This is a genomic window from Nocardioides alkalitolerans, assembly GCA_038184435.1.
GTDB lineage: Bacteria > Actinomycetota > Actinomycetes > Propionibacteriales > Nocardioidaceae > Nocardioides > Nocardioides alkalitolerans_A.
This window is the reverse complement of sequence record CP116227.1, coordinates 1445369-1467068: the sequence shown is the minus strand read 5'-3', so window position 1 is coordinate 1467068 and position 21700 is coordinate 1445369. Positions and strand designations below refer to the sequence as shown.

Annotated in this window: 23 protein-coding genes; 18 read left to right on the top strand and 5 right to left on the bottom strand. The window is 73.6% G+C overall.

Features of this window, described 5'->3' with window-relative positions:
• Positions 1-15: 15 nt before the first annotated feature.
• Together PIR53_07075 and PIR53_07070 are read right to left on the bottom strand one after the other, a co-directional pair.
• Positions 16-393 (bottom strand): CrcB family protein, encoded by a 378-nt coding sequence (locus PIR53_07075; GenBank protein WZH53750.1) that lies wholly within the window; start codon positions 391-393, stop codon positions 16-18.
• On the bottom strand, positions 390-806 hold the full coding sequence (locus PIR53_07070; GenBank protein WZH53749.1) for a CrcB family protein: 417 nt from the start codon (positions 804-806) through the stop codon (positions 390-392). Before PIR53_07070 ends, PIR53_07075 begins: the two co-directional genes overlap by 4 nt.
• A gap of 99 nt (positions 807-905) precedes the next feature.
• On the opposite strand from PIR53_07070, the gene PIR53_07065 reads away from it, so the two are divergent.
• On the top strand, positions 906-1553 hold the full coding sequence (locus tag PIR53_07065) for a helix-turn-helix domain containing protein (GenBank protein WZH53748.1): 648 nt from the start codon (positions 906-908) through the stop codon (positions 1551-1553).
• Positions 1554-1557: 4 nt separating this feature from the next.
• Here the strand turns inward: PIR53_07065 and def are convergent, their stop codons facing one another.
• Positions 1558-2178 carry a peptide deformylase gene (gene def, locus PIR53_07060; GenBank protein WZH53747.1) on the bottom strand — a complete coding sequence of 207 codons (621 nt, stop codon included), beginning with the start codon at positions 2176-2178 and terminating at the stop codon, positions 1558-1560.
• A gap of 95 nt (positions 2179-2273) precedes the next feature.
• Between def and PIR53_07055 the strand changes: the two genes are divergently transcribed.
• On the top strand, positions 2274-3635 hold the full coding sequence (locus PIR53_07055; protein WZH53746.1) for an acyl-CoA dehydrogenase family protein: 1362 nt from the start codon (positions 2274-2276) through the stop codon (positions 3633-3635).
• Positions 3636-3664: 29 nt separating this feature from the next.
• Positions 3665-4876, top strand: a complete 1212-nt coding sequence (locus PIR53_07050; GenBank protein ID WZH53745.1) for an acyl-CoA dehydrogenase family protein — start codon at positions 3665-3667, stop codon at positions 4874-4876.
• A gap of 218 nt (positions 4877-5094) precedes the next feature.
• Here the strand turns inward: PIR53_07050 and PIR53_07045 are convergent, their stop codons facing one another.
• Together PIR53_07045 and PIR53_07040 are read right to left on the bottom strand one after the other, a co-directional pair.
• Positions 5095-5343, bottom strand: a complete 249-nt coding sequence (locus tag PIR53_07045) for a hypothetical protein (protein ID WZH53744.1) — start codon at positions 5341-5343, stop codon at positions 5095-5097.
• A gap of 479 nt (positions 5344-5822) precedes the next feature.
• Positions 5823-6125, bottom strand: a complete 303-nt coding sequence (locus PIR53_07040; GenBank protein WZH53743.1) for a YiaA/YiaB family inner membrane protein — start codon at positions 6123-6125, stop codon at positions 5823-5825.
• Here PIR53_07040 and PIR53_07035 point away from each other — a divergent pair.
• From PIR53_07035 to PIR53_06965, 15 genes are all read left to right on the top strand, one after another.
• Positions 6124-6999 (top strand): methyltransferase, encoded by an 876-nt coding sequence (locus PIR53_07035; protein WZH53742.1) that lies wholly within the window; start codon positions 6124-6126, stop codon positions 6997-6999. The genes PIR53_07040 and PIR53_07035 overlap by 2 nt on opposite strands.
• Positions 7000-7051: 52 nt before the next feature.
• A complete protein-coding gene (gene glpK, locus PIR53_07030) occupies positions 7052-8569 on the top strand; it encodes a glycerol kinase GlpK (GenBank protein ID WZH53741.1) in 1518 nt (505 codons plus the stop codon).
• Between the two features lie 31 nt (positions 8570-8600).
• Positions 8601-10037: a GuaB1 family IMP dehydrogenase-related protein gene (locus tag PIR53_07025; protein ID WZH53740.1), complete on the top strand. Its 1437-nt coding sequence runs from the start codon at positions 8601-8603 to the stop codon at positions 10035-10037.
• The gene (locus tag PIR53_07020) at positions 10034-10606 is read left to right on the top strand and encodes a nucleosidase (protein WZH53739.1); all 573 of its coding nucleotides are present in this window, start codon (positions 10034-10036) and stop codon (positions 10604-10606) included. Before PIR53_07025 ends, PIR53_07020 begins: the two co-directional genes overlap by 4 nt.
• Before the next feature lie 333 nt (positions 10607-10939).
• On the top strand, positions 10940-11890 hold the full coding sequence (locus PIR53_07015) for a sugar ABC transporter substrate-binding protein (protein WZH53738.1): 951 nt from the start codon (positions 10940-10942) through the stop codon (positions 11888-11890).
• A 113-nt stretch (positions 11891-12003) separates the two neighbouring features.
• Positions 12004-13533 carry a sugar ABC transporter ATP-binding protein gene (locus PIR53_07010; protein ID WZH53737.1) on the top strand — a complete coding sequence of 510 codons (1530 nt, stop codon included), beginning with the start codon at positions 12004-12006 and terminating at the stop codon, positions 13531-13533.
• On the top strand, positions 13526-14803 hold the full coding sequence (locus tag PIR53_07005; protein WZH53736.1) for an ABC transporter permease: 1278 nt from the start codon (positions 13526-13528) through the stop codon (positions 14801-14803). The genes PIR53_07010 and PIR53_07005 overlap by 8 nt, the downstream gene beginning before the upstream one ends.
• Positions 14800-15159, top strand: a complete 360-nt coding sequence (locus PIR53_07000) for an L-rhamnose mutarotase (GenBank protein ID WZH53735.1) — start codon at positions 14800-14802, stop codon at positions 15157-15159. Before PIR53_07005 ends, PIR53_07000 begins: the two co-directional genes overlap by 4 nt.
• A complete protein-coding gene (locus PIR53_06995; GenBank protein WZH53734.1) occupies positions 15156-16013 on the top strand; it encodes an amidohydrolase family protein in 858 nt (285 codons plus the stop codon). Before PIR53_07000 ends, PIR53_06995 begins: the two co-directional genes overlap by 4 nt.
• The gene (locus PIR53_06990; GenBank protein ID WZH53733.1) at positions 16010-17125 is read left to right on the top strand and encodes a Gfo/Idh/MocA family oxidoreductase; all 1116 of its coding nucleotides are present in this window, start codon (positions 16010-16012) and stop codon (positions 17123-17125) included. Before PIR53_06995 ends, PIR53_06990 begins: the two co-directional genes overlap by 4 nt.
• The gene (locus tag PIR53_06985; GenBank protein WZH53732.1) at positions 17122-17916 is read left to right on the top strand and encodes an SDR family oxidoreductase; all 795 of its coding nucleotides are present in this window, start codon (positions 17122-17124) and stop codon (positions 17914-17916) included. The genes PIR53_06990 and PIR53_06985 overlap by 4 nt, the downstream gene beginning before the upstream one ends.
• On the top strand, positions 17916-19298 hold the full coding sequence (locus PIR53_06980) for a lyase family protein (GenBank protein WZH53731.1): 1383 nt from the start codon (positions 17916-17918) through the stop codon (positions 19296-19298). Before PIR53_06985 ends, PIR53_06980 begins: the two co-directional genes overlap by 1 nt.
• Complete coding sequence (locus tag PIR53_06975; protein ID WZH53730.1) at positions 19295-20233, top strand: thiamine pyrophosphate-dependent dehydrogenase E1 component subunit alpha; 939 nt, start codon at positions 19295-19297, stop codon at positions 20231-20233. The genes PIR53_06980 and PIR53_06975 overlap by 4 nt, the downstream gene beginning before the upstream one ends.
• Positions 20226-21218, top strand: coding sequence for a transketolase C-terminal domain-containing protein (locus PIR53_06970; protein ID WZH53729.1), 993 nt, complete (start codon positions 20226-20228; stop codon positions 21216-21218). The genes PIR53_06975 and PIR53_06970 overlap by 8 nt, the downstream gene beginning before the upstream one ends.
• On the top strand, positions 21215-21685 hold the full coding sequence (locus tag PIR53_06965; GenBank protein ID WZH53728.1) for a VOC family protein: 471 nt from the start codon (positions 21215-21217) through the stop codon (positions 21683-21685). The genes PIR53_06970 and PIR53_06965 overlap by 4 nt, the downstream gene beginning before the upstream one ends.
• The last annotated feature ends 15 nt before the right edge of the window (positions 21686-21700 follow it).

The following is a 21700-nucleotide window of genomic DNA, read 5'->3' as shown; positions in this document are numbered from 1 at the left end:
TGGGCCCCGAGGGGCTCAGACGCCCAGCCACCACCCCGCGGCCGCCGCGGCGACCCCGAGCAGCAGCATGCCCGCCGCGTGGAGCAGTGCGGCCGACCGGCGGCGCTCCTCGAGCAGCACCACGGCCTCGACGCTCGCCGTGCTGAAGGTGGTGTAGCCGCCGAGCAGTCCCGCGCCGAGCACCGATGCGACGGACGCGCCGGGGTGACCGCTCGCCAGCAGGCCCGTCACCAGCCCGAGCAGGAACGCGCCCGAGACGTTGATCACCAGCGTCCCCAGCGGGTACCCCGGCACGACCCGGCGTGCCGCCGCGTCCACCAGGTAGCGCAGCGTCGCGCCCAGCCCGCCCGCGAGGCCGACCCCCGCCACCACGCCGGGGTCGAGGGCGCTCACGCGCGGCTCCGGCGGCGCTGGGTGAGGGCGACGCCCAGGGCGGCCGCGAGGAGCCCGAGCAGCACGCTCCCGACGCCGTACGCCGCGGCGAGCGCCACGTCGTCCCGCGCGAGCCGCACGCTGTCGACGGCGAGCGCGCTGTAGGTCGTGAAGCCGCCGAGCACGCCGGTGCCGACGAGGAGGCGCACGTGCGGCCGGTGCGTGAGCGGGCCACCGCGCAGGCCGCCGAGCAGGAGGCCCAGCGCGAACGCCCCGGCGACGTTGACCGCACCGATCGTCAGGGGCAGGTCGCCGACCTCGGGCACGAGCTCGGCGAGCAGGTGGCGCGCGAGGGTCCCGACGGTGCCGCCGAGGAACACCAGGGGGAGTGCGACGCGGAGGCGCACGGCCGGGGGCGGGGGCGGGACGGCCACGATCGAGAACCGTACTCGCCCGGTTCGCCACCACCCTTGTCGCGGGCGGCTATCCTGCGCCGGTCGGGGGACAGGATTCGACACGAAGAAGGTCTCGAGTTGCCGAAGGACCCCGACCGTCCCCGACGTCGCTACGTCTCGCCCGTGCGCGAGGCGGCCCTGGTCGCCACCCACGGCCGGATCGTCGACGCCGCTGCGGAGCTCTTCTCCACCGAGGGATACCGCTCGACGACGCTGGCCGCGATCGCGGCCCGCGCCGGCGTGTCCGTGCCGCGCGTCAACCTCTCCGGCTCGAAGCCGGCGCTCCTCGTCGAGGCCTACCAGCGCCGCGCGGGCACCACCCCGGAGCAGCCGATCAGCGAGTCGTCGGAGCTGCAGGAGCTCATGAAGCTGCCGCCCGAGGAGGCCCTCCCGGCGTACGCCGCGTGGCTGAGCCAGGTGCACGCCCGCTCGGTGGGCCTGTGGTTCTCGCTGCGCGAGGCGGCCGGGACCGACCCCGAGGCCGCGACCGCCTTCGAGGCCGCCGAGCGCTCGAACGACGAGGCGTGCGCCGCCGCGGTCGCCTGGGCGGACGCCCAGGGGCTGCTCACCGGTGACGCCTCGGCAGAGGAGCGGGCCGCGACGTGGAGCCACGTCGCCGGTGCCGAGCCCTACCGCCACTTCGTCGTCGAGCGCGGCTGGAGCGCCGAGCGCTACCAGCAGTGGGTACGGCGCGCGATCGAGCGCCTGGTGCTCGACCCCGCCTGACGGCTCAGGCGGGCCAGGCCAGCGGGTAGTCCTCGGCTGCCTTGTCGTGCTGCTTGGCCAGCTTCTTGCGCGCCTTCGTGCCGATCCGGTCGCCGAAGACCGTGCCGAGGGTGTGGTCCGTCTCGTGCTGGAGGCAGCGGGCCAGCAGGCCGTCGCCCTCGAACCGCACGGGCGTGCCGCCGAGACCGACGCCCACGACGGTGGCCCGGTCGGGTCGCGCGCAGTCGACGAACGCGCCGGGGTAGCTGAGGCAGCCCTCCTCGCTGTCGTCCAGCCGTCGCTCGGTGCCCTCCGGGGTGGTGACGTCGGGGTTGCAGACGACGCCGGCGACCCGGCGCCCGGACGCGTCGGGGCAGTCGAAGACGAAGACGGCCAGGTCGACGCCGATCTGGCACGCCGCGAGCCCGACGCCGTCCGCGGCGTACATCGTCGCGGTCATGTCGGCGACCAGTGCCCGCAGGTCGTCGTCGAACTCCGTGACGCGGCGCTGCGGCGCGTGCATCACCGGTGTCCCCCAGCGGGTGATCGGGCGGACGGTGCCCCCCGTCGGGAGCGGGCCGTACGGCGTCTCGTCAGGCCCGTCGGGCGTCTCGGCAGGGGCGGGTGCAGCGGCGTCGTCGGGCATGCCCCGCATCGTAGGAGAGGCGTGACGAAAGCGACGCGGCACGTTCTCCGACGAAAGTGTGGCGCTGTGTGTAACTGCGAGTTACATTAGGCGGCATGTCCCTGACGAACAGCCTCAGGCCGGGCGGGCGCAACGGCCTCGCGCGCAAGGAGAGCCGCGACCCGATCGGCTACGCGGTCGCCGCTCTCAACGTGGTCGCCCAGAGCGACCTCATCGACCGGCTCGGTCTGCGCAAGAAGACCGAGCAGGCCGTGTTCACCTCGACCCGGGGCGGCTTCGCGGTCGTCACCAAGGCCGGCCGCACCTTCGCGAAGCGCGGCGCGCAGAAGCCGGGCATGCGGGTGCCGACGGCCGGGGCGAGCGGGGTCTTCGACCTGACGCCGACCGAGGACGAGCAGATGCTCGTCGACGTCGTGAGCGAGTTCGCCACGGAGGTCGTGCGACCCGCGGCCAGCGAGGCGGACGAGGCGTGCGAGGCGCCGGTCGCCCTCCTCAAGTCGAGCCTCGAGATCGGCCTGCCGATCCTGGGTGTCCCCGAGAAGCTGGGTGGCATCTCCGAGGAGCGGTCCGCGGTCGCCGGCACGCTCGTGGCCGAGGCGCTCGCCAAGGGCGACATGGGCCTCGCGGTCGCCACGCTGGCGCCGGGCGCGGTCGCCACGGCGCTCTCCCTGTGGGGCACGGACGCCCAGCAGGCGACCTACCTGCCCGCCTTCACCGGCGACGACGTCCCCGCGGCCGCGCTCGCCCTGAGCGAGCCCACCGTGCTGTTCGACGTGCTGCAGCCCGGCGCCACGGCGGTACGGCGCGGCGACCGCTACGTGCTCAACGGCGTCAAGGCCGGCGTCCCGCGCGGCGGCGACGCCGAGCTCTTCGTCGTGGGCGCCTCCCTCGACGGCAAGCCGGTGCTCTTCCTCGTCGAGGCCGGCACCGAGGGCCTGCGGGTCGAGGCCGACCCGTCGATGGGCGTGCGCGCTGCGACGCTCTCCAAGCTGCACCTCACCGACGTCGAGGTCCCCGCGGACGCCGTCCTCGGTGAGACCGACGGCTCGACGTACGTCGAGTGCGTGCGCCTCTCGCGGCTCGCCTGGTGCGGCCTCGCGATCGGTACGGCGCAGGCCGTGCTCGACTACGTGACGCCGTACGTGAAGGAGCGCGAGGCGTTCGGCGAGCCCGTGGCCCACCGCCAGTCGGTGGCCTTCATGGTCGCCAACATCGCGATCGAGCTGCAGGCGATGCGGCTCGTGACCTACAAGGCGGCGTCCCGCGCCGCCCAGGGCAAGGACTTCGCCCGCGAGGTCGCCCTCGCGCGCAACCTCTGCGCCAGCAAGGGTATGCAGATCGGTCTCGACGGCGTGCAGCTGCTCGGTGGCCACGGCTTCGTCAAGGAGCACCCGGTGGAGCGGTGGTACCGCGACCTGCGGGCCCTCGGCGTGATGGAAGGAGGCGTCCTGGTCTGAGCCCCCGGGCTCCGGACGGACGACACACCATGATCAATCTCGAGACCCCCAAGAAGCACCGCGCCCTGGTCGACCAGGCGCACCAGGTCGCCATGAACATGCTGCGGCCCATCTCCCGCAAGTACGACCGCGCCGAGCACTCCTACCCCAAGGAGCTCGACATGCTGGCCGCGATGATCGACGGCCTGTCCGAGTCGGGCGCGGCCGAGGGCGCCGGCGCGACCGGTGTCCGCCGCGACGAGAAGAAGGACGAGGGCGGCGTCCGCAACGGCTCCAACCTCGCCTCGGTGATGTCCATCGCCGAGATGTGCTGGGGCGACACGGGCCTGCTGCTGTCGATGCCCCGCCAGGGCCTCGGCAACTCGGCCATCGCCTCGGTCGCCAACGAGGAGCAGCTCGAGCGCTTCAAGGGCACCTGGGCGGCGATGGCGATCACCGAGCCCGGCGTGGGCTCGGACTCCGCCAACATCACGACGACGGCCCGCCTCGACGGCGACCACTACGTCATCAACGGCGAGAAGATCTACGTCACCTCCGGTGACCGCGCCGACTCGGTCGTGGTCTGGGCGACGCTCGACAAGTCGCTCGGCCGCGCCGCCATCAAGTCGTTCGTGGTCGAGAAGGGGACGCCCGGGATGCGGGTGGAGCGCCTCGAGCACAAGCTGGGCATCCGGGCCTCCGACACCGCGGTCATCATCTTCGAGGACTGCCGGGTGCCCGCCGAGAACCTCCTGGGCTCGCCCGAGGTCGACGTCAAGCAGGGCTTCGCGGGCGCCATGGCGACCTTCGACAACACCCGGCCCCTCGTGGCGGCGATGGCCGTCGGCTGCGCGCGTGCCTCGCTCGACCTCACCCGGGACCTGCTGGCGCAGGCGGGCGTCGAGGTCGACTACGACCGGCCGGCCCACCTGCAGTCCGCCGCCGCGGCCAAGTTCCTCCAGCTCGAGGCGGACTGGGAGGGCGCCCAGCTGCTCACCATGCAGGCGGCGTGGATGGCCGACAACCGCAAGCCCAACTCGCTCGAGGCCTCCATGGCGAAGGCGAAGGCCGGCCGCGTCGGCTCCGACATCACCCTCAGCTGCGTCGAGCTCTGCGGCACGCTCGGCTACAGCGAGTCCGAGCTGCTCGAGAAGTGGGCCCGCGACTCCAAGATCCTCGACATCTTCGAGGGCACGCAGCAGATCCAGCAGCTCATCGTGGCCCGGCGCATCCTGGGCCTGACGAGCGCGCAGCTCAAGTGACCCGCTGAGCCGCCGACCGCGTGCGGCCCCGCCCCAGGGGCCGCACGCACGACGACCCCCGGTGCCGTGCTGGCATCGGGGGTCGTCGCGTCGTCGCGTCGTCGCGTCGTCGCGTCGTCGCCCAGGGGTGCGGGATGCGTCAGGTGGTCGGTCGAGCGCCCGAACTGTGCGGTGGGCGCGGACCGCATCGACCGCAACCTGCCCCAGCTGCCCACTTCTCAGCGTCGGGCGGGCGTGGAGGTAGCGCGACGGGCCGGGCGCAGAGCCAGGGCGGTGAGTCCGCCGTACGCGGTGCCGCCCAGCAGGAACAGCAGCGCACCGTCGTTGCTGCCGAGCGGCTGCAGGCTGAACCACATCAGCACCAGCACGGGTACCGCGACGCCTGATGCCACCAGCTTGCCGGAGCGCGTCAGGCCGACTGCCAGACCAGCGGCCACGCTCACCAGCAGGGCGACTGTCTCCATCATCGACCGTCCGGGCCGACCGTGGGGGCATTGCCGTCGAGGGTGACGGCGGGGGGTGGCGTCGCGGGACGCATGTCGTGCGTGTGTGCCGACCGTGCCGCGGACACGCTGCGCGTCGAGACCCTCTGGACCATCTCTCCCCCCGAGGACAGATCGCTGCTCGGGTCACAGGACAACGGCGTCGCGGGCGGGCCCCCCGAGGTGTGGACCGCCCCTGCGCCGTCGACCCTAGGGCGTTTCCGGGCGAGATCGCAATGCGCTTTACCCAGCGAATCTGCGCGCCGCGACCGCTCACCGATCCGTCGACGTCGTGCGGCAGGACCCACCTCAGGTCGCTCGCCTGAGGTGGGTCCTGGTCGTCGTCCGGGGGGGGTGAGCGGGCAGGCGCCCGAACTGTGCGGTGGGCGCGGTCCGCATCGACCGGGACCTGCCCCAGCTGCCCACTTCCCAGCGTCGGGCGGGCCGGTCCGGAGGAGGGGTCGTCAGGCCACGCTGCGGAACGGGTCGTGCTCGGAGAGGATGCGGTCGACGCGGGCCTGGTCGAGACGCGCGACGACCTGGGTGGTCTCCTGGGCGTCGCGGACGCACTTGGCGAGCGTGAACGACGAGGTGACGAGGAAGAGGGTCCCGAGGGCAAGGAACGCCCGGATCCACGGGTCGACGGGGACGAAGATGATCGCGACGACCATCGTGAGGAGCGCGACGCCGAAGGCGAGACCCGCCTGGAGGAAGAACGCGTTGGTGTTCTTGGTGGACGGACCGGCGGGGAGAGGAGGAGTGCTCATGACGAGAACCCTGCCCGGGGACGATGCCCCGCGGCCTCCGTCCGCGTACTCAAGTGGTCCTGAGGTCCCGCCCACCGATCCGAGGAGTGCGGACCTGGTCGCACGGCTGCGTGCGGCGGGCTGCGTCTTCGCCGAGGACGAGGCGGCGGAGCTGCTCCGCGCCGCGCAGCGCGCCGGTCGGGGCGACGACTGGCTGGAGCACGCAGTGGTCGAGCGGGTGGCGGGACGCCCCCTCGAGCTGGTGGTGGGCGAGGTCGTGTTCGGGGGGCTCCGCCTCGTGGTCGCGCCCGGCACCTTCGTGCCCCGCGTCCGCACCGAGCTCTTGGTCGACCTCGCCCTCGAGGCGCTCCCCTCCGGCGGCCGTGTGCTCGATCTCTGCGGCGGGGTCGGGGCCGTCGCGGCCGTCGTCGCCGCCCGCGGGCCCGACACGACGGTCGTGAGCACCGACCTCGACGAGCGCGCCTCGGCCTGCGCGCGGGCGAACCTCGCGCCGTACGAGGGTCGGGCGATGGTGCGCACCGGCGACCTGTACGCCGCGCTCCCGCCCACGCTGCACCGGGGGTTCGACGTGGTGGTGGCCAACGCGCCGTACGTGCCGACCGAGCGGATCGCCGCCATGCCGCGGGAGGCGCGTGACCACGAGCCGCTCGCCGCGCTCGACGGGGGCGTCGACGGGACGGACCTCCAGCAGCGGGTCGTCGCGGGGGCGCTCGACTGGCTCGTCGATGGTGGCCGGGTCGTCGTCGAGTGCGCGCCGGCCCAGCTTCCGGTGCTGCGGGGCGCGCTGGCCAGCGCCGGGTTCACCGCCGAGCCGCGGGCGGACGACGAGCGCGGCGCACACGCGGTCGTCGGCCGGCGCGGCATGATCGGATAGTTCGCACGCACACAACCCGCGCCCCCGGCGCGACCCGACGAGGAGGAGCCGCGTGGCCGAGTTCGTGGGAGCCGTCGACCAGGGCACGACGAGCACGCGGTTCATGATCTTCGACCACGACGGGGCCGAGGTGGCCCGGCACCAGCTCGAGCACGAGCAGGTGCTGCCCCGCGCCGGGTGGGTCGAGCACAACCCCGTCGAGATCTGGGAGCGCACCAGCTCGGTGGTGCAGACCGCCCTGGGCAAGGCGCGTCTGTGCGCCGACGACCTCGCCGGCGTGGGGATCACCAACCAGCGGGAGACCACCGTCATCTGGGACCGGCGCACCGGGCGGCCGCTCCACAACGCGATCGTCTGGCAGGACACCCGCACGGACCGGATCGCGACCGCCCTCGACCGCGACGGCCGCGGCGACGTGATCCGGCACCGTGCCGGGCTCCCGCCCGCGACGTACTTCGCCGGCGGCAAGATCCAGTGGATCCTCGAGAACGTGCCGGGGGTGCGGGAGGCGGCGGAGCGCGGCGACGCGCTCTTCGGCACGACGGACACCTGGCTGCTGTGGAACCTGACGGGCGGCCGTGACGGCGGGCTCCACCTCACCGACGTCACCAACGCCAGCCGCACGATGCTGATGGACCTGGAGACCCTCGACTGGGACGAGGAGCTGCTCGGCTTCTTCGGGGTTCCCCGCGCGATGCTGCCGGAGATCCGTCCGTCGTCGTCGGCCGACGCGTACGGCGTGACCCGGGCCAGCGGCCCGTTCGCCGGCGAGGTGCCGATCACCGGCATCCTCGGCGACCAGCAGGCGGCGACGGTCGGCCAGGTCTGCTTCGCGCCGGGGGAGGCCAAGAACACCTACGGCACCGGCAACTTCATGCTGCTCAACACGGGCACCGAGATCGTGCGGTCGCAGGCCGGGCTGATCACGACGCCCGCCTACCAGCTCGGCGACGAGCCCTGCGTCTACGCGCTCGAGGGCTCCATCGCGGTCACGGGCTCGGCGGTGCAGTGGCTCCGCGACCAGCTCGGGATCATCGCCGGCGCCGCGGACTCCGAGCACCTGGCGAGCCAGGTCGACGACAACGGCGGCGTGTACTTCGTGCCGGCCTTCTCCGGGTTGTTCGCGCCGTACTGGCGCAGCGACGCCCGCGGCGCCATCGTCGGCCTCTCGCGCTTCAACACGAACGCCCACGTGGCCCGGGCGACCCTGGAGGCGATCTGCTACCAGAGCAAGGACGTGGTCGACGCCATGGAGCAGGACTCCGGCGTGCGCCTCGAGGTGCTCCGGGTCGACGGTGGCGTCACCGCCAACGCGCTGTGCATGCAGATCCAGGCCGACGTGCTCGGCGTGCCGGTGAGCCGGCCGGAGGTCGCGGAGACGACGGCGCTGGGTGCGGCGTACGCCGCGGGACTGGCCGTCGGGTTCTGGAAGGACACGGACGAGCTGCGGGCCAACTGGCACGAGTCGCGGCGCTGGGAGCCGACCTGGGACGACGCGCAGCGCGCCGAGGGGCACGCCGGCTGGCGCAAGGCGGTCGACCGCACCCTCGGCTGGGTCGACGTCGAGTAGATCGACGCCAGGACGGCTATCGTGGGTCCACGTGCGTTTCCTCCATGACCGCGTGCCTCCGCACGAGCTGACCTATGACGACGTCTTCATGGTGCCGCGCCACTCCACGGTGGCCAGCCGCTTCGACGTCGACCTCGCCACGACGGACGGCACCGGGGCGACCCTGCCGATCGTCGTGGCCAACATGACGGCCGTCGCCGGCCGCCGGATGGCGGAGACGGTGGCCCGCCGCGGCGGCATCACGGTCATCCCGCAGGACATCCCGCTCGACGTGGTGCGCGAGGTGGTCGGCTGGGTGAAGGCCCGCCACCACGTCTTCGACACGCCGATCGAGCTCGCGCCGACCCAGACGGTGGGCGACGCGCTCGCCCTCATCCCCAAGCGCTCGCACCGCGCCGCGGTGGTCGTCGAGGACGGTCGCCCCGTGGGCGTCGTCGCGGCGGACGACTGCACCGACGTGGACCGCTTCACCCAGGTGCGCGACGTCATGTCGACGTCGCTCGTGACGCTGGGCGCGGACACCGACCCGCGTCGGGCGTTCGACCTGCTCGACCGCGCGCGGGTGCGCCTCGCGCCCGCGGTCGATGGCCAGGGTCGGCTGCTCGGCGTGCTCACGCGCACCGGCGCGCTGCGGGCCACGCTCTACACCCCGGCGGTCGACGCGCGGGGTGGCCTCCGCATCGCGGCGGCGATCGGCGTCAACGGCGACGTGGCGGGACGCGCCGCCGCCCTGCTCGAGGCCGGCGTCGACGCCCTCGTCGTCGACACGGCCCACGGCGACCAGGACCGGATGCTCGACGCGCTGAAGGCCGTGCGGGCGCTCGACCCGCAGGTGCCGGTCGCCGCCGGCAACGTGGTCTCGGCCGAGGGCACGCGTGAGCTCGTCGCCGCCGGTGCCGACATCGTCAAGGTCGGTGTCGGACCGGGCGCGATGTGCACCACGCGCATGATGACGGGCGTCGGGCGGCCGCAGTTCTCCGCGGTGCTCGAATGCGCGGAGGCCGCCGCTGCCGAGGGCGCGCACGTGTGGGCCGACGGTGGCGTCCGGCACCCGCGCGACGTCGCGCTCGCCCTCGCCGCCGGTGCGTCGTCGGTGATGGTCGGCTCGTGGTTCGCCGGCACGCACGAGTCGCCGGGCGACCTGCAGGTCGACTCCGACGGCCGGGCCTACAAGGTCTCGTTCGGCATGGCCTCGGCCCGCGCCGTCGCCCACCGCACGTCGACCGAGTCGGCCTACGACCGGGCGCGGAAGGGTCTCTACGAGGAGGGCATCTCCTCGTCGCGGATGTACGTCGACCCGGCGCGCCCCGGCGTCGAGGACCTCATCGACCACATCAGCGCCGGCGTGCGGTCCGCCTGCACCTACGCGGGTGCGCGCAACATCGCCGAGCTCCACGAGCGCGCCGTGGTGGGCGTGCAGTCGGCGGCCGGCTTCCACGAGGGTCGACCGCTGCCGGCGGGCTGGTGAGCGCCTCCCCGCGGCGTACCGACGTCCTCGTCGTCGCCGCGACGCGTGCCGAGGCCGCGGGGGTGCCCGAGCGCTACCCGCTGCTCGTCACCGGCATCGGCAAGGTGCCGGCGGCCGCCGCCGTCGCCGCCGCCCTCGCCCGCGTCCCCGACCCGACGGTGGTGCACGTCGTCAACGTGGGCACCGCCGGGGCGCTGCGCCCCGGTGTCACGGGCCTGTACCTCCCCGGCACGGTGCTCAACCACGACCTCAGCGCCGAGGCGATCCGTCAGCTCGGGCACGACCCCCACGAGCTGCTCGCCCTCGGCACGGGCGACGCGGGCACCGTGCTCGCCAGCGGGGACGTCTTCGTCACCGACCCCGCCGTCCGCGACGCCCTCGCGCGGCGGGCGACGCTGGTGGACATGGAGGGGTACGCCGTGGCCTGGGCCGCGCAGGCCGCCGGCGCCCGCGTGACGCTCGTCAAGCACGTCTCCGACGCCGCCGACGAGTCCGCCTGGGACTGGCCGGCGCAGGTCGCCGCGAGCGCCGTCGTGCTGGGGGAGTGGCTCGAGGACGCCCTGGGCTGACGCTCGTCACGGGGACGCGCTTCGGGTCGACCTCTGGCGCGGTTCCGCTTGAAACGGTTCAATGACCGGGTGCGGGTGGACCACGGTGCGGCGGGACCGGCTCCGCGTGCCGCATCGTTCAAACGTATGAATCGATGCCTGCAAACCCTTGCGCAGTGAGAGCGCCGTCACGTATGTTCCTCTCACTCAAACGTTTGAACGCCCCGCCGAGCGCGCTCGATGCGCGCTTCTTCCCCGGTGGTGGTGTCACCGACGGGACCGGCGACGACGCCGCGTCCGGCAAGGGAGAACAACATGAACCGACGCCCGCTTCTCGGTGGACTGGCGTGTGTGATGGCACTGGGCCTCGCTGCGTGCGGCGAGGTCGACGGCGCCGAGAGCGCATCGGGCTCCGGCTCGGAGGACCTGACGATCGGGGTCTCGAACCTCGGGTTGAGCTTCCCCTTCCCGTCCGCCATCGGTGAGGGCATCAGGGCCCGGGCCGACGAGCTGGGCGTGACCATCGTCGAGCTGGACGCCCAGAGCGACACGGAGAAGCAGTCGAACGACGTGCAGGACCTGATCGGGCAGGCGCCCGACGGGGTCCTCATCCTGCCCGTGGACTCCGGCGTGGCGGTCGGGCTCGTCGACCAGCTCGCCGACGCCGACATCCCGACCGTGGCCGTGGCCTCGCAGGTCGGCGACCCCAGCGAGCGCGACCTCGAGGACGTCTACGAGGAGCTGGTGGCCCTGGTGACCCAGGACGAGCTGTCCGCGGGTCGCGCGGCGGGCGAGCTGGCGCTGCAGGCGCTCCCGGAGGGCGGCAAGCTCGCCGTCGTCGAGGGTGCGGCGGGGTTCGCCGAGGTGGAGCTGCGCTTCGCGGAGTTCCTCGACCCGGCCGAGGAGGCCGGCGTGACCTTCGACGTCGTCGCCCGCCAGCCGGGGGACTGGACGGTCGAGGGCGCCCAGGGGGCGTGCCAGAACCTCCTCGCGGGCGACCCCGACATCGACGTGCTCTACGCCGAGAGCGACGACATGGCGGTCGGTTGCGCGGAGGCCGTGGACGCGGCCGGCTCGGACGCCGTCGTCATCGGCATCGGCGGCTCCCAGCTCGGGATCGACGGCGTGAAGGCCGGCACGGTCTACGGCACGGTCTGCTTCAAGCCGCGTGACCTGGGCGAGCTCGCGATGCAGGTCATCTACGACCACCTGACGGGGGAGGAGTCCCGCGAGTCGGAGTTCGTCTCCTACGACACGCCCGCCGTGACGGCGGAGAACGTGGACGACTGCGTCCCGCAGTGGTGACCGACCGGGGGTGATCCCCCCGGACCGGGCTGTGCGCGCCCGCCGGTGCGCGCACAGCCCCGGGCCGCGACGGTGACGTCGTGGCCCCCGAGACCTCCAGGAGGGGCGAGACCATGAAGGACGGTGCTGCAGGCGAGGTCCTGCTCGAGCTCCGGGGCGTGACCAAGCGGTTCCCGAACGGCACGCAGGCGCTGAAGGGCGTCGACCTCGCCGTACGGCGCGGAGCGGTGCACGGCCTCGTCGGCGCCAACGGTGCGGGCAAGTCCACGCTCATCAAGTGCGTCAGCGGCGTCCAGCCCGTCACCGACGGGACGATCAGCTGGGCGGGCGAGCCGCGCGTGTGGAAGGACCCGGGCGACGCGCAGGGCGCGGGGCTGGCCACCATCCACCAGCACGTGCCGCTCGTGCCGACGCTGTCGGCGCTGGAGAACGTCTTCCTCTGGCGTGGTGGCCCCTGGCGCAGCACGCCGGAGATGCGGCGCGAGTTCGACCGGCTGGTGGAGCGGCTCGGCTACGAGATCGACCCCGACGTGCAGGTCGCCAGCCTGCCGATCGGCACGCGCCAGATGATCGCCATCCTGCAGTCGCTCGCCCTGGGCGCGCAGCTCGTCATCATGGACGAGCCGACCGCCTCGCTCTCGGAGGCCGAGCGCCGGATCGTCCTCGACGCCGTGCAGCGGCTCGCCGCGGACGGCACCACGTTCGTCTTCATCTCCCACTTCCTCGACGAGATCCTCGAGATCACCGACCACGTCACGGTGCTGCGCGACGGACGCGCGATCCTGGACGAGCCCACGGCGACGCTGACGGAGGAGCGGCTCGTGCAGGCCATCGCCGGTCGCGAGCTGCTCGCCGTCGAGCGCGCCGGATCGGCCCACGTCGTCGACGGCAAGGTGCTCCTCGACGTCCGGGACCTGAGGGCCCCCGTCGGGGTGCGCGACGTGTCGTTCGAGGTGCGGGCCGGCGAGATCGTCGGTCTGGCGGGCCTCCTCGGGTCAGGACGCTCGGAGATCCTCGACGGGATCTTCGGCGCCGACGGCAAGGCCACCGGGACCGTCGAGGTCGACGGCAAGCGACTACGACGCAACCCGCGGTCCGCCGTCGGAGCGGGCTGCGCCTACGTCCCGGAGGACCGGGTCAGCCAGGGCCTCCACCCCGACCAACCGCTCTGGAAGAACATCAGCCTCCCCGACCTCGGCCGGCTCTCCCTGCGCAGGCTCCTGCCGCAGGAGGCCCGGGAGCGCGAGCTCGCGGAGCGCGCGATCGTCGACCTCGGCATCGTCGCGTCGGGCCCCGATGCCCTGCCGAGCGAGCTGTCGGGCGGCAACGCGCAGAAGGTCGTCTTCGCCAAGTGGCTCTACGCCGACAAGGTCGTCTGGCTGCTCGACGAGCCCACGGCCGGTGTCGACGTCGGTGCGAAGGCGGAGATCCTCCAGCTCGTCCGGCGGCTCGCGGCCGAGGGCCGCGCCGTCGTGATCGCGTGCAGCGACTTCGAGGAGCTGCTCTCCGTCGCGACCCGCGTGCTCGTCGTGCGTGGAGGCCGGATCGTCGAGGACGTGCCGGCCGACCAGACCACCGAGGAACAACTCATCATGCTCGCCCACGGGTTGGGCGCCGGAAGCCGAGAGGTCGTCCATGTCTGACCAGGTCCTGTCCCGCACCGCGAACCGGTCGCGGGTGCCCTCGTGGCTGCACCCGAGCAACGCGGGCGTCGTCTACGCCTTCGCGGCGCTCGTCGTGGTGCTCAGCCTCGCCACCGCGAGCGCGGGGCGCCCGACGTACGTCTCGCCCACCAACGTCTCCAACATCCTCGACCAGACGGCCCTGCTGGGCATCCTGGTCGTCACCTCGACGATCGTGCTGATCTCGGGCAACTTCGACCTGTCGGTGGGGTCCGTGGCCGCGTTGGGGGCCGCGACCTGCCTGGCCCTGATGCCGTCCCTCGGCTTCTACGGCGCGTTCGCGGTCGCCCTGCTGGCGGGTGCGGGGATCGGGCTGTTCAACGGCCTGGTCGTGCAGTACGTCGGCATCAACGCCTTCATCGTCACCCTCGGCACCCTCACCGCCGTCCGCGGCCTGGTGCTGATCATCACCGACGGGCGCACCGTGACCGCGAGCGAGGGTCCCGACCGGGACGCGCTGCGGGCGCTGGACGGCTCGCGCTGGGTGACCCCGAACCTCTACCTGCTGGCGGGGCTCGCGCTGGTCGCCCTCGGCGCGTGGCGGCTGTGGGCCCGCCGGACGCAGACGGACGCGCTGCGTCGTCCCGCGACGTACCTGCCGCTCGTCGCCGGCGTGGTGCTGCTCGCCGCGTCCCCGCTCGCGGTGTTCACGGTCCGCCTCAGCCAGCGCGCGCTCTACATGCTCGTGCTCGTCGCCGTCGCCGCGTGGGTCCTGCGCTACACGACCGTCGGCCGTCGGCTCTACGCCACGGGTGGCAACGCCGAGGCCGCCCGGCTCTCGGGCGTCGCGGTCGACCGCTACCGGGTGATGGCGTTCGTGCTCAACGGCACGGCCGCCGCGTTCGTCGGGGTGCTCTACGCGAGCCGGCTCGGCTCCATCAACCCGACCGGGCTCAGCGGCTTCGAGCTCACGGCCCTGGCGGCCGCGATCCTCGGCGGCACCTCGCTGTTCGGTGGCCTCGGCAGCGTCGCGAAGTCGCTGGTCGGCGCACTGATCCTCGTCACGCTCGCCAACGGCTTCAACATCCTCAACCTGGGGGCGAACTACCAGGGCCTCATCGAGGGCGTGGTGCTCATCGTGGCCGCGGGCATGTACACCGTCGCCCTGCGCCGCAAGCAGCGCGCGACGCTGCGCAGCACCGAGCCCCCGGTGTCCTCCCCGGACCCGTCGGCCGAGCCGGCGGAGCACGCCGAGCCCGTGGCCGCGGGCGCTGGGACGGGCCGCCGGTGAGCCTGCGTGCGACCGTGCTGCACAGCGTGCTGCGGCCGGGTCGGGAGGAGGCGTACGAGGCGGAGCACCGCCTCGTGCCCGCCGATCTGCTCGCCACGCTGTCGGCCGCCGGCGTCCGGGACTGGGCGATCTGGCGGGACGGCCGCGACCTGCTCCACGTCGTGGACGTCGACGACTACGACGACCTGGCGGCGCGCATCGCCGCGGACCCCGCGAACCTGCGGTGGCAGGAGCGGATGGCGGAGCACGTCGAGGGGTTTCGTCCGGTCACGACGGTGCCCGCCCTCGAGCGCCCCGCCCTGGTGTGGACGCTGCGGAGACAGGTGGCCGAGGCGCTCGAGGAGGAGCCGGGATGATCCACGGACGACGCGTGCTCGACGCGCACCAGCACTTCTGGCAGCTCGGTCCCGACGCCTACGCGTGGCTCACGCCCGAGGCCGGACCCCTGCACGCCAGCTTCGGGGTGGCCGACGTCGAGCCGCAGGTCGCGGCGAGCGGCGTCGACGACGTCGTGCTCGTCCAGGCGGACGGCACGGTCGCCGACACGGACGCGATGCTCGCGATCGCCGACGGCTGGCCCCGCGTGGCCGGGGTCGTCGGCTGGGCCCCGCTCGACGTGCCGGACGCCCTCGCGGCGACGCTCGAGCGGTACGCCGCCGACCGCCGGGTCGTCGGTCTGCGGCACCAGATCCACGACGAGCCCGACGCCGACTGGGTCGTCCGGGAACCGGTGCTCGCGGGCCTCGGCGCCGTGGCGGCGGCGGGCCTGACCTACGACGTCGTGGCCGTCGTGCCCCGGCACCTCGAGCACGTGCCGACGCTCGCCGACCGGCACCCCGACCTCCGGCTCGTCATCGACCACCTGGCCAAGCCGCCGGTGGCCGCGGGCGGCTGGGAACCCTGGGCGGGGCTGCTGCGGGAGGCCGCCGAGCGACCCAACGTGAGCGCCAAGCTCTCGGGACTCGACACGGCCGCCGGCCCCGGGTACGGCGCGGGCGACCTCGCGCCGTACGTCGAGCACGCGCTCGCCCTGTTCGGGCCGGAGCGCCTGATGTTCGGCTCGGACTGGCCGGTCAGCACGCTCGCGGGCGGCTACGCCCGGTGGTGGGACGTCGTGACCGAGCTGGTCGCGCCGCTCAGCCCCGACGAGCAGGTCGCCGTCCTCGGCGCCAGTGCTCGCGACTTCTACGGGATCGAGGAGAAGGCATGAACCACCCCACCGGGGCGACCGGGCCGACGGGCGCCGAGCTGTGGGCGGGAGTCGCCACGGCCGTCGACCTGCGGGTCCCGCCCGAGCACCGCGTGCCGATCGCCGTCGTGGGTGCCGGTGCGATCGTCGACACGGCCCACCTGCCGGCGTACCGCGCCGCGGGGCTCGAGGTCGTCGGCATCTTCGACATCGACACCGAGCGGGCGAGGGAGGTCGCGCGGCGCCACGGCATCGAGCGCGTCTACGCGAGCCTCGAGGAGGTGCTGGCGGACGCCCACGTGCAGGTCATCGACGTCGCCGTCGTGGCGACCGCGCAGCCGGCCATCGTGCGGGCGGCGGTCGCGGCCGGCAAGCACCTGCTCTGCCAGAAGCCCTTCGCGCCCGACCTGGCGACCGCCGAGGAGCTGCGCGACCTCGCCGACGAGGCCGGCGTGTGCGTCGCGGTCAACCAGCAGCTGCGCTTCGACGAGGGCATCGCCGTCGCGCGGGCCGTCGCGGAGGCCGGCTGGATCGGTCAGCCGACCGCGTTGACCGTGCACGTCGACATCGCCACCGACTTCGGTGCCTGGCCCTGGCTGCTCGTCTCCGACCGGCTCGAGATCGCCTACCACTCGATTCACTACCTCGACGCCATCCGCTCGATCCTGGGGGACCCGGAGACCGTGTTCTGCGCCGCGGGTCGCCGTCCCGGCCAGGCCCCCGCGGCCGAGACGCGCACGATGTCCACGCTGCGGTTCGCGTCCGGCGCGAGCGCAGGTCTCCACGTCAACCACGAGAACATCGGGGGCGACGTCCGCGCCGAGTTCCGCCTCGACGGGTCCGAGGGCTCGGTCCGCGGGACGTTCGGGTTGCTCTACGACTACCCGCACGGTCGCCCCGACACGGTCGAGGTCTTCAGCCGCGTCGTCCCCACCGACGGCTGGGTGCCCTACCCGGTGACCCGGCGCTGGATCCCCGACGCCTTCGCGGGGCCGATGCAGGGCCTGCTGCGCTGGATCGCGACGGGCGAGCCGGCTCCGACCTCGGCGGCCGACAACGTCGGCACCCTGCGGCTCGTGGAGGCGCTCTACGCATCCGTCGCGAGCGGGCAGGCCGAGAAGGTCGACCGATGAGCGCCCCGGTCGTCGACCTCACGGGTCGGCGCGCGCTCGTGACGGGCGGCGCCGGCGGGCTGGGCCGCGCGTGCGCCGAGGCGTTCCTCGCCGGCGGCGCACAAGTCGTGCTGGCCGACGCACCCGGTTCGCCGGTGACCGAGGTCGCGGCCGCCCTGGGCGCGGCGTACCCCGGTCGCGTGCATGCGGTCGTGCTGGACCTCTCCACGAAGGAGGCGGCCGCCGAGCTCCCGGGCCTCGCGTGCGCGGAGGCCGGTGTCGCGGGGCTCGACGTGCTCGTCAATGCCGTCGGCGTCATGCGCACGACGCCGCTCGACGATCTCGGCTTCGTGCAGTGGGACCGCACGCTCGCCATCAACCTGTCCGGCGTCTTCGCGACGACGCAGGCGGCGGCGCGGCTCATGGGCGAGGGGGCCAGCATCGTCAACGTCGCCTCGGTCGCCGGGCGCTCGGGACGGGCGAACGCCGCGGACTACGCCGCGACGAAGGCGGCCCTGCTCTCCCTGACGAAGTCGGCGGCCCTCGCCCTGGCGCCCCGGATCCGGGTCAACGCCGTGTGCCCCGGCGTGTTCCTGACCGACATGTGGGCGCAAATCATGCGTGACCGCGACGAGCGCTTCGGCCCCGGTGCCGGTGCCGCCTACCTCGAGGAGCAGGGCGCCCGCACGGCTCTCGGCCGGGTGGGCGAGCCGACCGAGCTGGCCAGCGTCGTCGCGTTCCTGGCCAGCCCGCTGGCCTCGTTCGTGACCGGCCAGGCGATCAACGTCGACGGCGGATTGGAGATGGACTGATGGGTGGACGGACCAGCCCGTTCGACCTCCTGTGGGAGCTCTACGGCGACGAGGAGATGGCGACCGTCTTCTCGGCGGAGACGACGGTCGCCGCGTGGGTGCGGGTCGAGGGCGCGCTCGCCGAGGCGCAGGCGGAGCTCGGCCTCGTCGACGCCGCGCGAGCGGCGGCCATCCGGGAGGCGTGCGCCGACCCGGCGCTCATCGACCTGACGGCGCTGTGGGAGGGCGCCCGCAACGTCGGGTACCCGATCCTCAACCTCGTGCGCCAGGTCGACGCCGCGCTGCCCGAGCCCCTGCGCGGCAGCGTGCACTTCGGCGCGACGACGCAGGACATCATGGACTCCGGCCTCGCTCTCCAGCTCGACGCGGCGATGGCGCTCCTGGAGGCGCGGTTGCGCACCCTCGGCGACGCGCTCGCCACGTTGGTGGCGGCGCACGAGGACACGATCATGCCGGGCCGCACGCACGGCCAGCAGGCCGTGCCGACCACCCTGGGCGCGAAGCTCGCGGTCTACCTCGACGAGGTCGCCCGCCACCGCGTCCGGCTGGTCGCGGCGCGCGACGAGGTGCGTCGGATCTCGCTCTTCGGTGCCGGCGGCACCTCCGCGGCGCTCGGTCCCGACGCGGCCAGGGTGCGCTCGCTCGTCGCCGACCGGCTCGGTCTCGTCGACGCGGGCGTGCCGTGGCACGTCGCCCGCGACTCGATCGTGCACGTCGCCGGCATCGTGGTCGGCGCCGCGACGACCACCGCGCGCCTGGCGCGCGAGGTCACCGACCTGTCCCGCACCGAGATCGGCGAGATCGGCGAGACCGTCGGGCACCACCGCGGCGCGTCCTCGACGATGCCGCAGAAGGCGAACCCGATCACGAGCGAGTCGATCATCGGCTTCGCGATCTCGGCCCGCACCGCCCTGCCCGGTCTCTCCCGGGCAGCGGAAGCCGGTCACGAGCGGTCTGCGGGGGAGTGGCAGGTCGAGTGGGTCCTGCTGCCCGCCCTCTTCGCCAACGCGAGCTCCGCGCTGCTGCTCGCCGGTGAGCTCGTGTCGTCGTTGGCCGTGTATCCCGAGCGGATGCGCCAGAACCTGGCCGCCGACGGCGGGCTGATCATGAGCGAGCACGCGATGATCCGGCTCGCGGCCAGCCTGGGCCGCGAGGCGGCGCACGACGTGGTCTACGACCTCGCGCTCCGGACGCGGTCCGAGCGGAGCACGCTCTCCGCGGTGCTCCAGGACTGGTCCGCCGCGAACCCCGCGCTGCCGTCGATCGACGTGTCCACGGACGGTGGCGCCGTCGGCGACGCCGTCGTCGTCAGCCGGGCCGCGCTGTCCGGCTGGAACGACACCCTCTCGACCCACCCCCGGCCCTGGAAGGACCACGCATGAAGCTCGACGACCTCCTCGCCCTGTGGCGCATCCGCGCGCTCGAGGAGAAGATCCGCGATCTCCGGCTGGAGGGGCCGATCGTCGGGTCGGTGCACCTGTCCAACGGTCAGGAGAGCGTCGCCGTCGGTGCGTGCAGCCAGCTGCGGCCGCACGACGCCGTCTACGCGACGTACCGGGGCCACGGCTGGGCCGTCGCCCGCGGGGTGCCGCCCCGCGAGATCTTCGCCGAGCTGATGGGCCGCGTCACCGGCGTCAACGCCGGTCGCGGCGGCTCCGCGCACTTCTCGGCGCCGCAGCACGGCTTCCACGGCGAGAACTCCATCGTCGGTGCCGGTGCGCCGATCGCCGTGGGTGCGGCCCTGGCGGGCCGGCACGACGGCACGGGTCGCATCGCGCTCACCGTCTTCGGCGACGGCGCGATGAACCAGGGCGCGGTGACGGAGGCGATGAACTTCGCCGCCGCGTTCTCGCTCGGCGTGGTCTTCGTGTGCGAGAACAACCGCTACTCCGAGCTGACGCCGATCGACGCCATGGTGGCCCAGCCCGACCTGTCCCAGCGCGCCACCGCGCTCGGGATCCCCGCCGTGCGCGTCGACGGCAACGACCTCGCCCAGGTGCGCACCGCGACGCGGCTCGCCGTCGAGTCGGCCGTGGCCGGCCGCGGACCCTCCTTCATCGAGGCGCACACGCAGCGGATCGTGGGCCACTACATCGGGGACGCCGAGCAGTACCGCCCCGCCGGCGAGCTCGACCGCGACCTCCGGCTCGAGCCGATCGCCCGCCTCACCCGTGAGCTGCTCGCCGAGGGTGTCGCGGCCGAGGCGGTCGCGCGCTGCGAGGAGCGGGCCCGCTCCGAGATGGACGCCGCTGCCGCCGCGGCACTGGCCGACCCGCTCACCGACCCCGCCACCGCGAAGGACCACCTCTATGCCTGAGATCGTGAAGCTCAACGTGGGCGGTGCCGTGAACGCCGCCCTGGCCCGGGCGCTCGAGGAGATGCCCGAGACGCTGCTGTACGGCGAGGACGTGGCCCTGCCCGGCGGCGTGTTCGGCGTGACGCGCGGCCTGGCCAAGCGGTTCGGCGACCGGGTCTTCGACACCCCGATCAGCGAGACCGCGATGCTCGGCGCCGCGGTCGGCGCGGCGACGTTCGGTCGCCGCCCGATCGTCGAGATCATGTGGATCGACTTCTCGCTCGTCGCGTTCGACCAGATCGTCAACCAGGCAGCGAACGTCCGCTACGTCTCGGCTGGCCGCTCGTCCGCGCCCCTGACGATCCGCACGCAGCAGGGCAACGCGCCCGGCGCGTGCGCCCAGCACTCGCAGAACCTCGAGGCGCTGCTGCTGCACGTGCCCGGCATCCGGGTGGCGATGCCGCGCACTCCGCAGGACTCCTACGACCTGTTGCTCTCCGCCGTGGCCTGCGACGACCCGACCGTGGTCATCGAGAACCGCACCCTGTACGCCGGGCCGAAGGACACCGTCGAGGTCGGCGGCCCGGTCCGTCCGATCGGGGGGCACCGGGCGCTGCGGTCCGGCTCCGACGCCACCGTCGTGGTGTGGGGTGCCGTGACGGCGAAGGTGCTGGACGCGGTCGACCGCCTCGAGGCGGACGGGATCACCGTCGACGTCCTCGAGATGGTGTGGCTCAACCCGTTCGACTGGCCGGCGGTGCTCGACAGCGTCGGTCGCACCGGACGCCTCCTCGTCGTGCACGAGGCGGCCCGCACCGGCGGTTTCGGCGCCGAGGTCATCGCGCGCGTCGCCGAGTCGGGCGTGCCGCTGCGCGCCGCGCCCCGTCGCGTGGCGCTGGACGACTCCCGCATCCCCTCGGCCCCGCAGCTCGCCGCCGCGCTGCTGCCGCAGACGGGCGACGTCGAGACCGCGTTGCGCGACCTCGTCGGGAGCGGGGCGTCGTGATCGGGGTCTGGCACTTCAGCTTCACCGTCGCGGACCTCGACCGTTCCGTGGCCTTCTACGCGGACCTGCTCCGCATGGAGCTCGTGCACCGCCAGGAGCAGGACAACGCGTACACGCGGAGCCTCGTCGGGTTCCCCGACGCCCGCCTGCGCGTGGCGCAGCTGGCCGTGCCCGGACAGCCGCGGGGCGTCTCCAGCCACGACCTCGAGCTCGTGGAGTACGTCGTCCCGCGCGCGGAGCCGACCGACACGACGCGCAACCGACCGGGGTCGGCCCACCTGGCGTTCGCGGTGGCGGACGCGCCCGCGACGTACGAGCGCCTGCGGGCCGCCGGTGTCACCTTCGTCTCGCCTCCCCAGGCGATCACCGCGGGGGTCAACCGAGGCGGGTACACCTGCTACTTCCTCGACCCCGACGGCATCACGCTCGAGCTCGTCCAGGTCCCTCCTCGCCCGGACCGGTCCTGATGGGGGAGGGTGGCA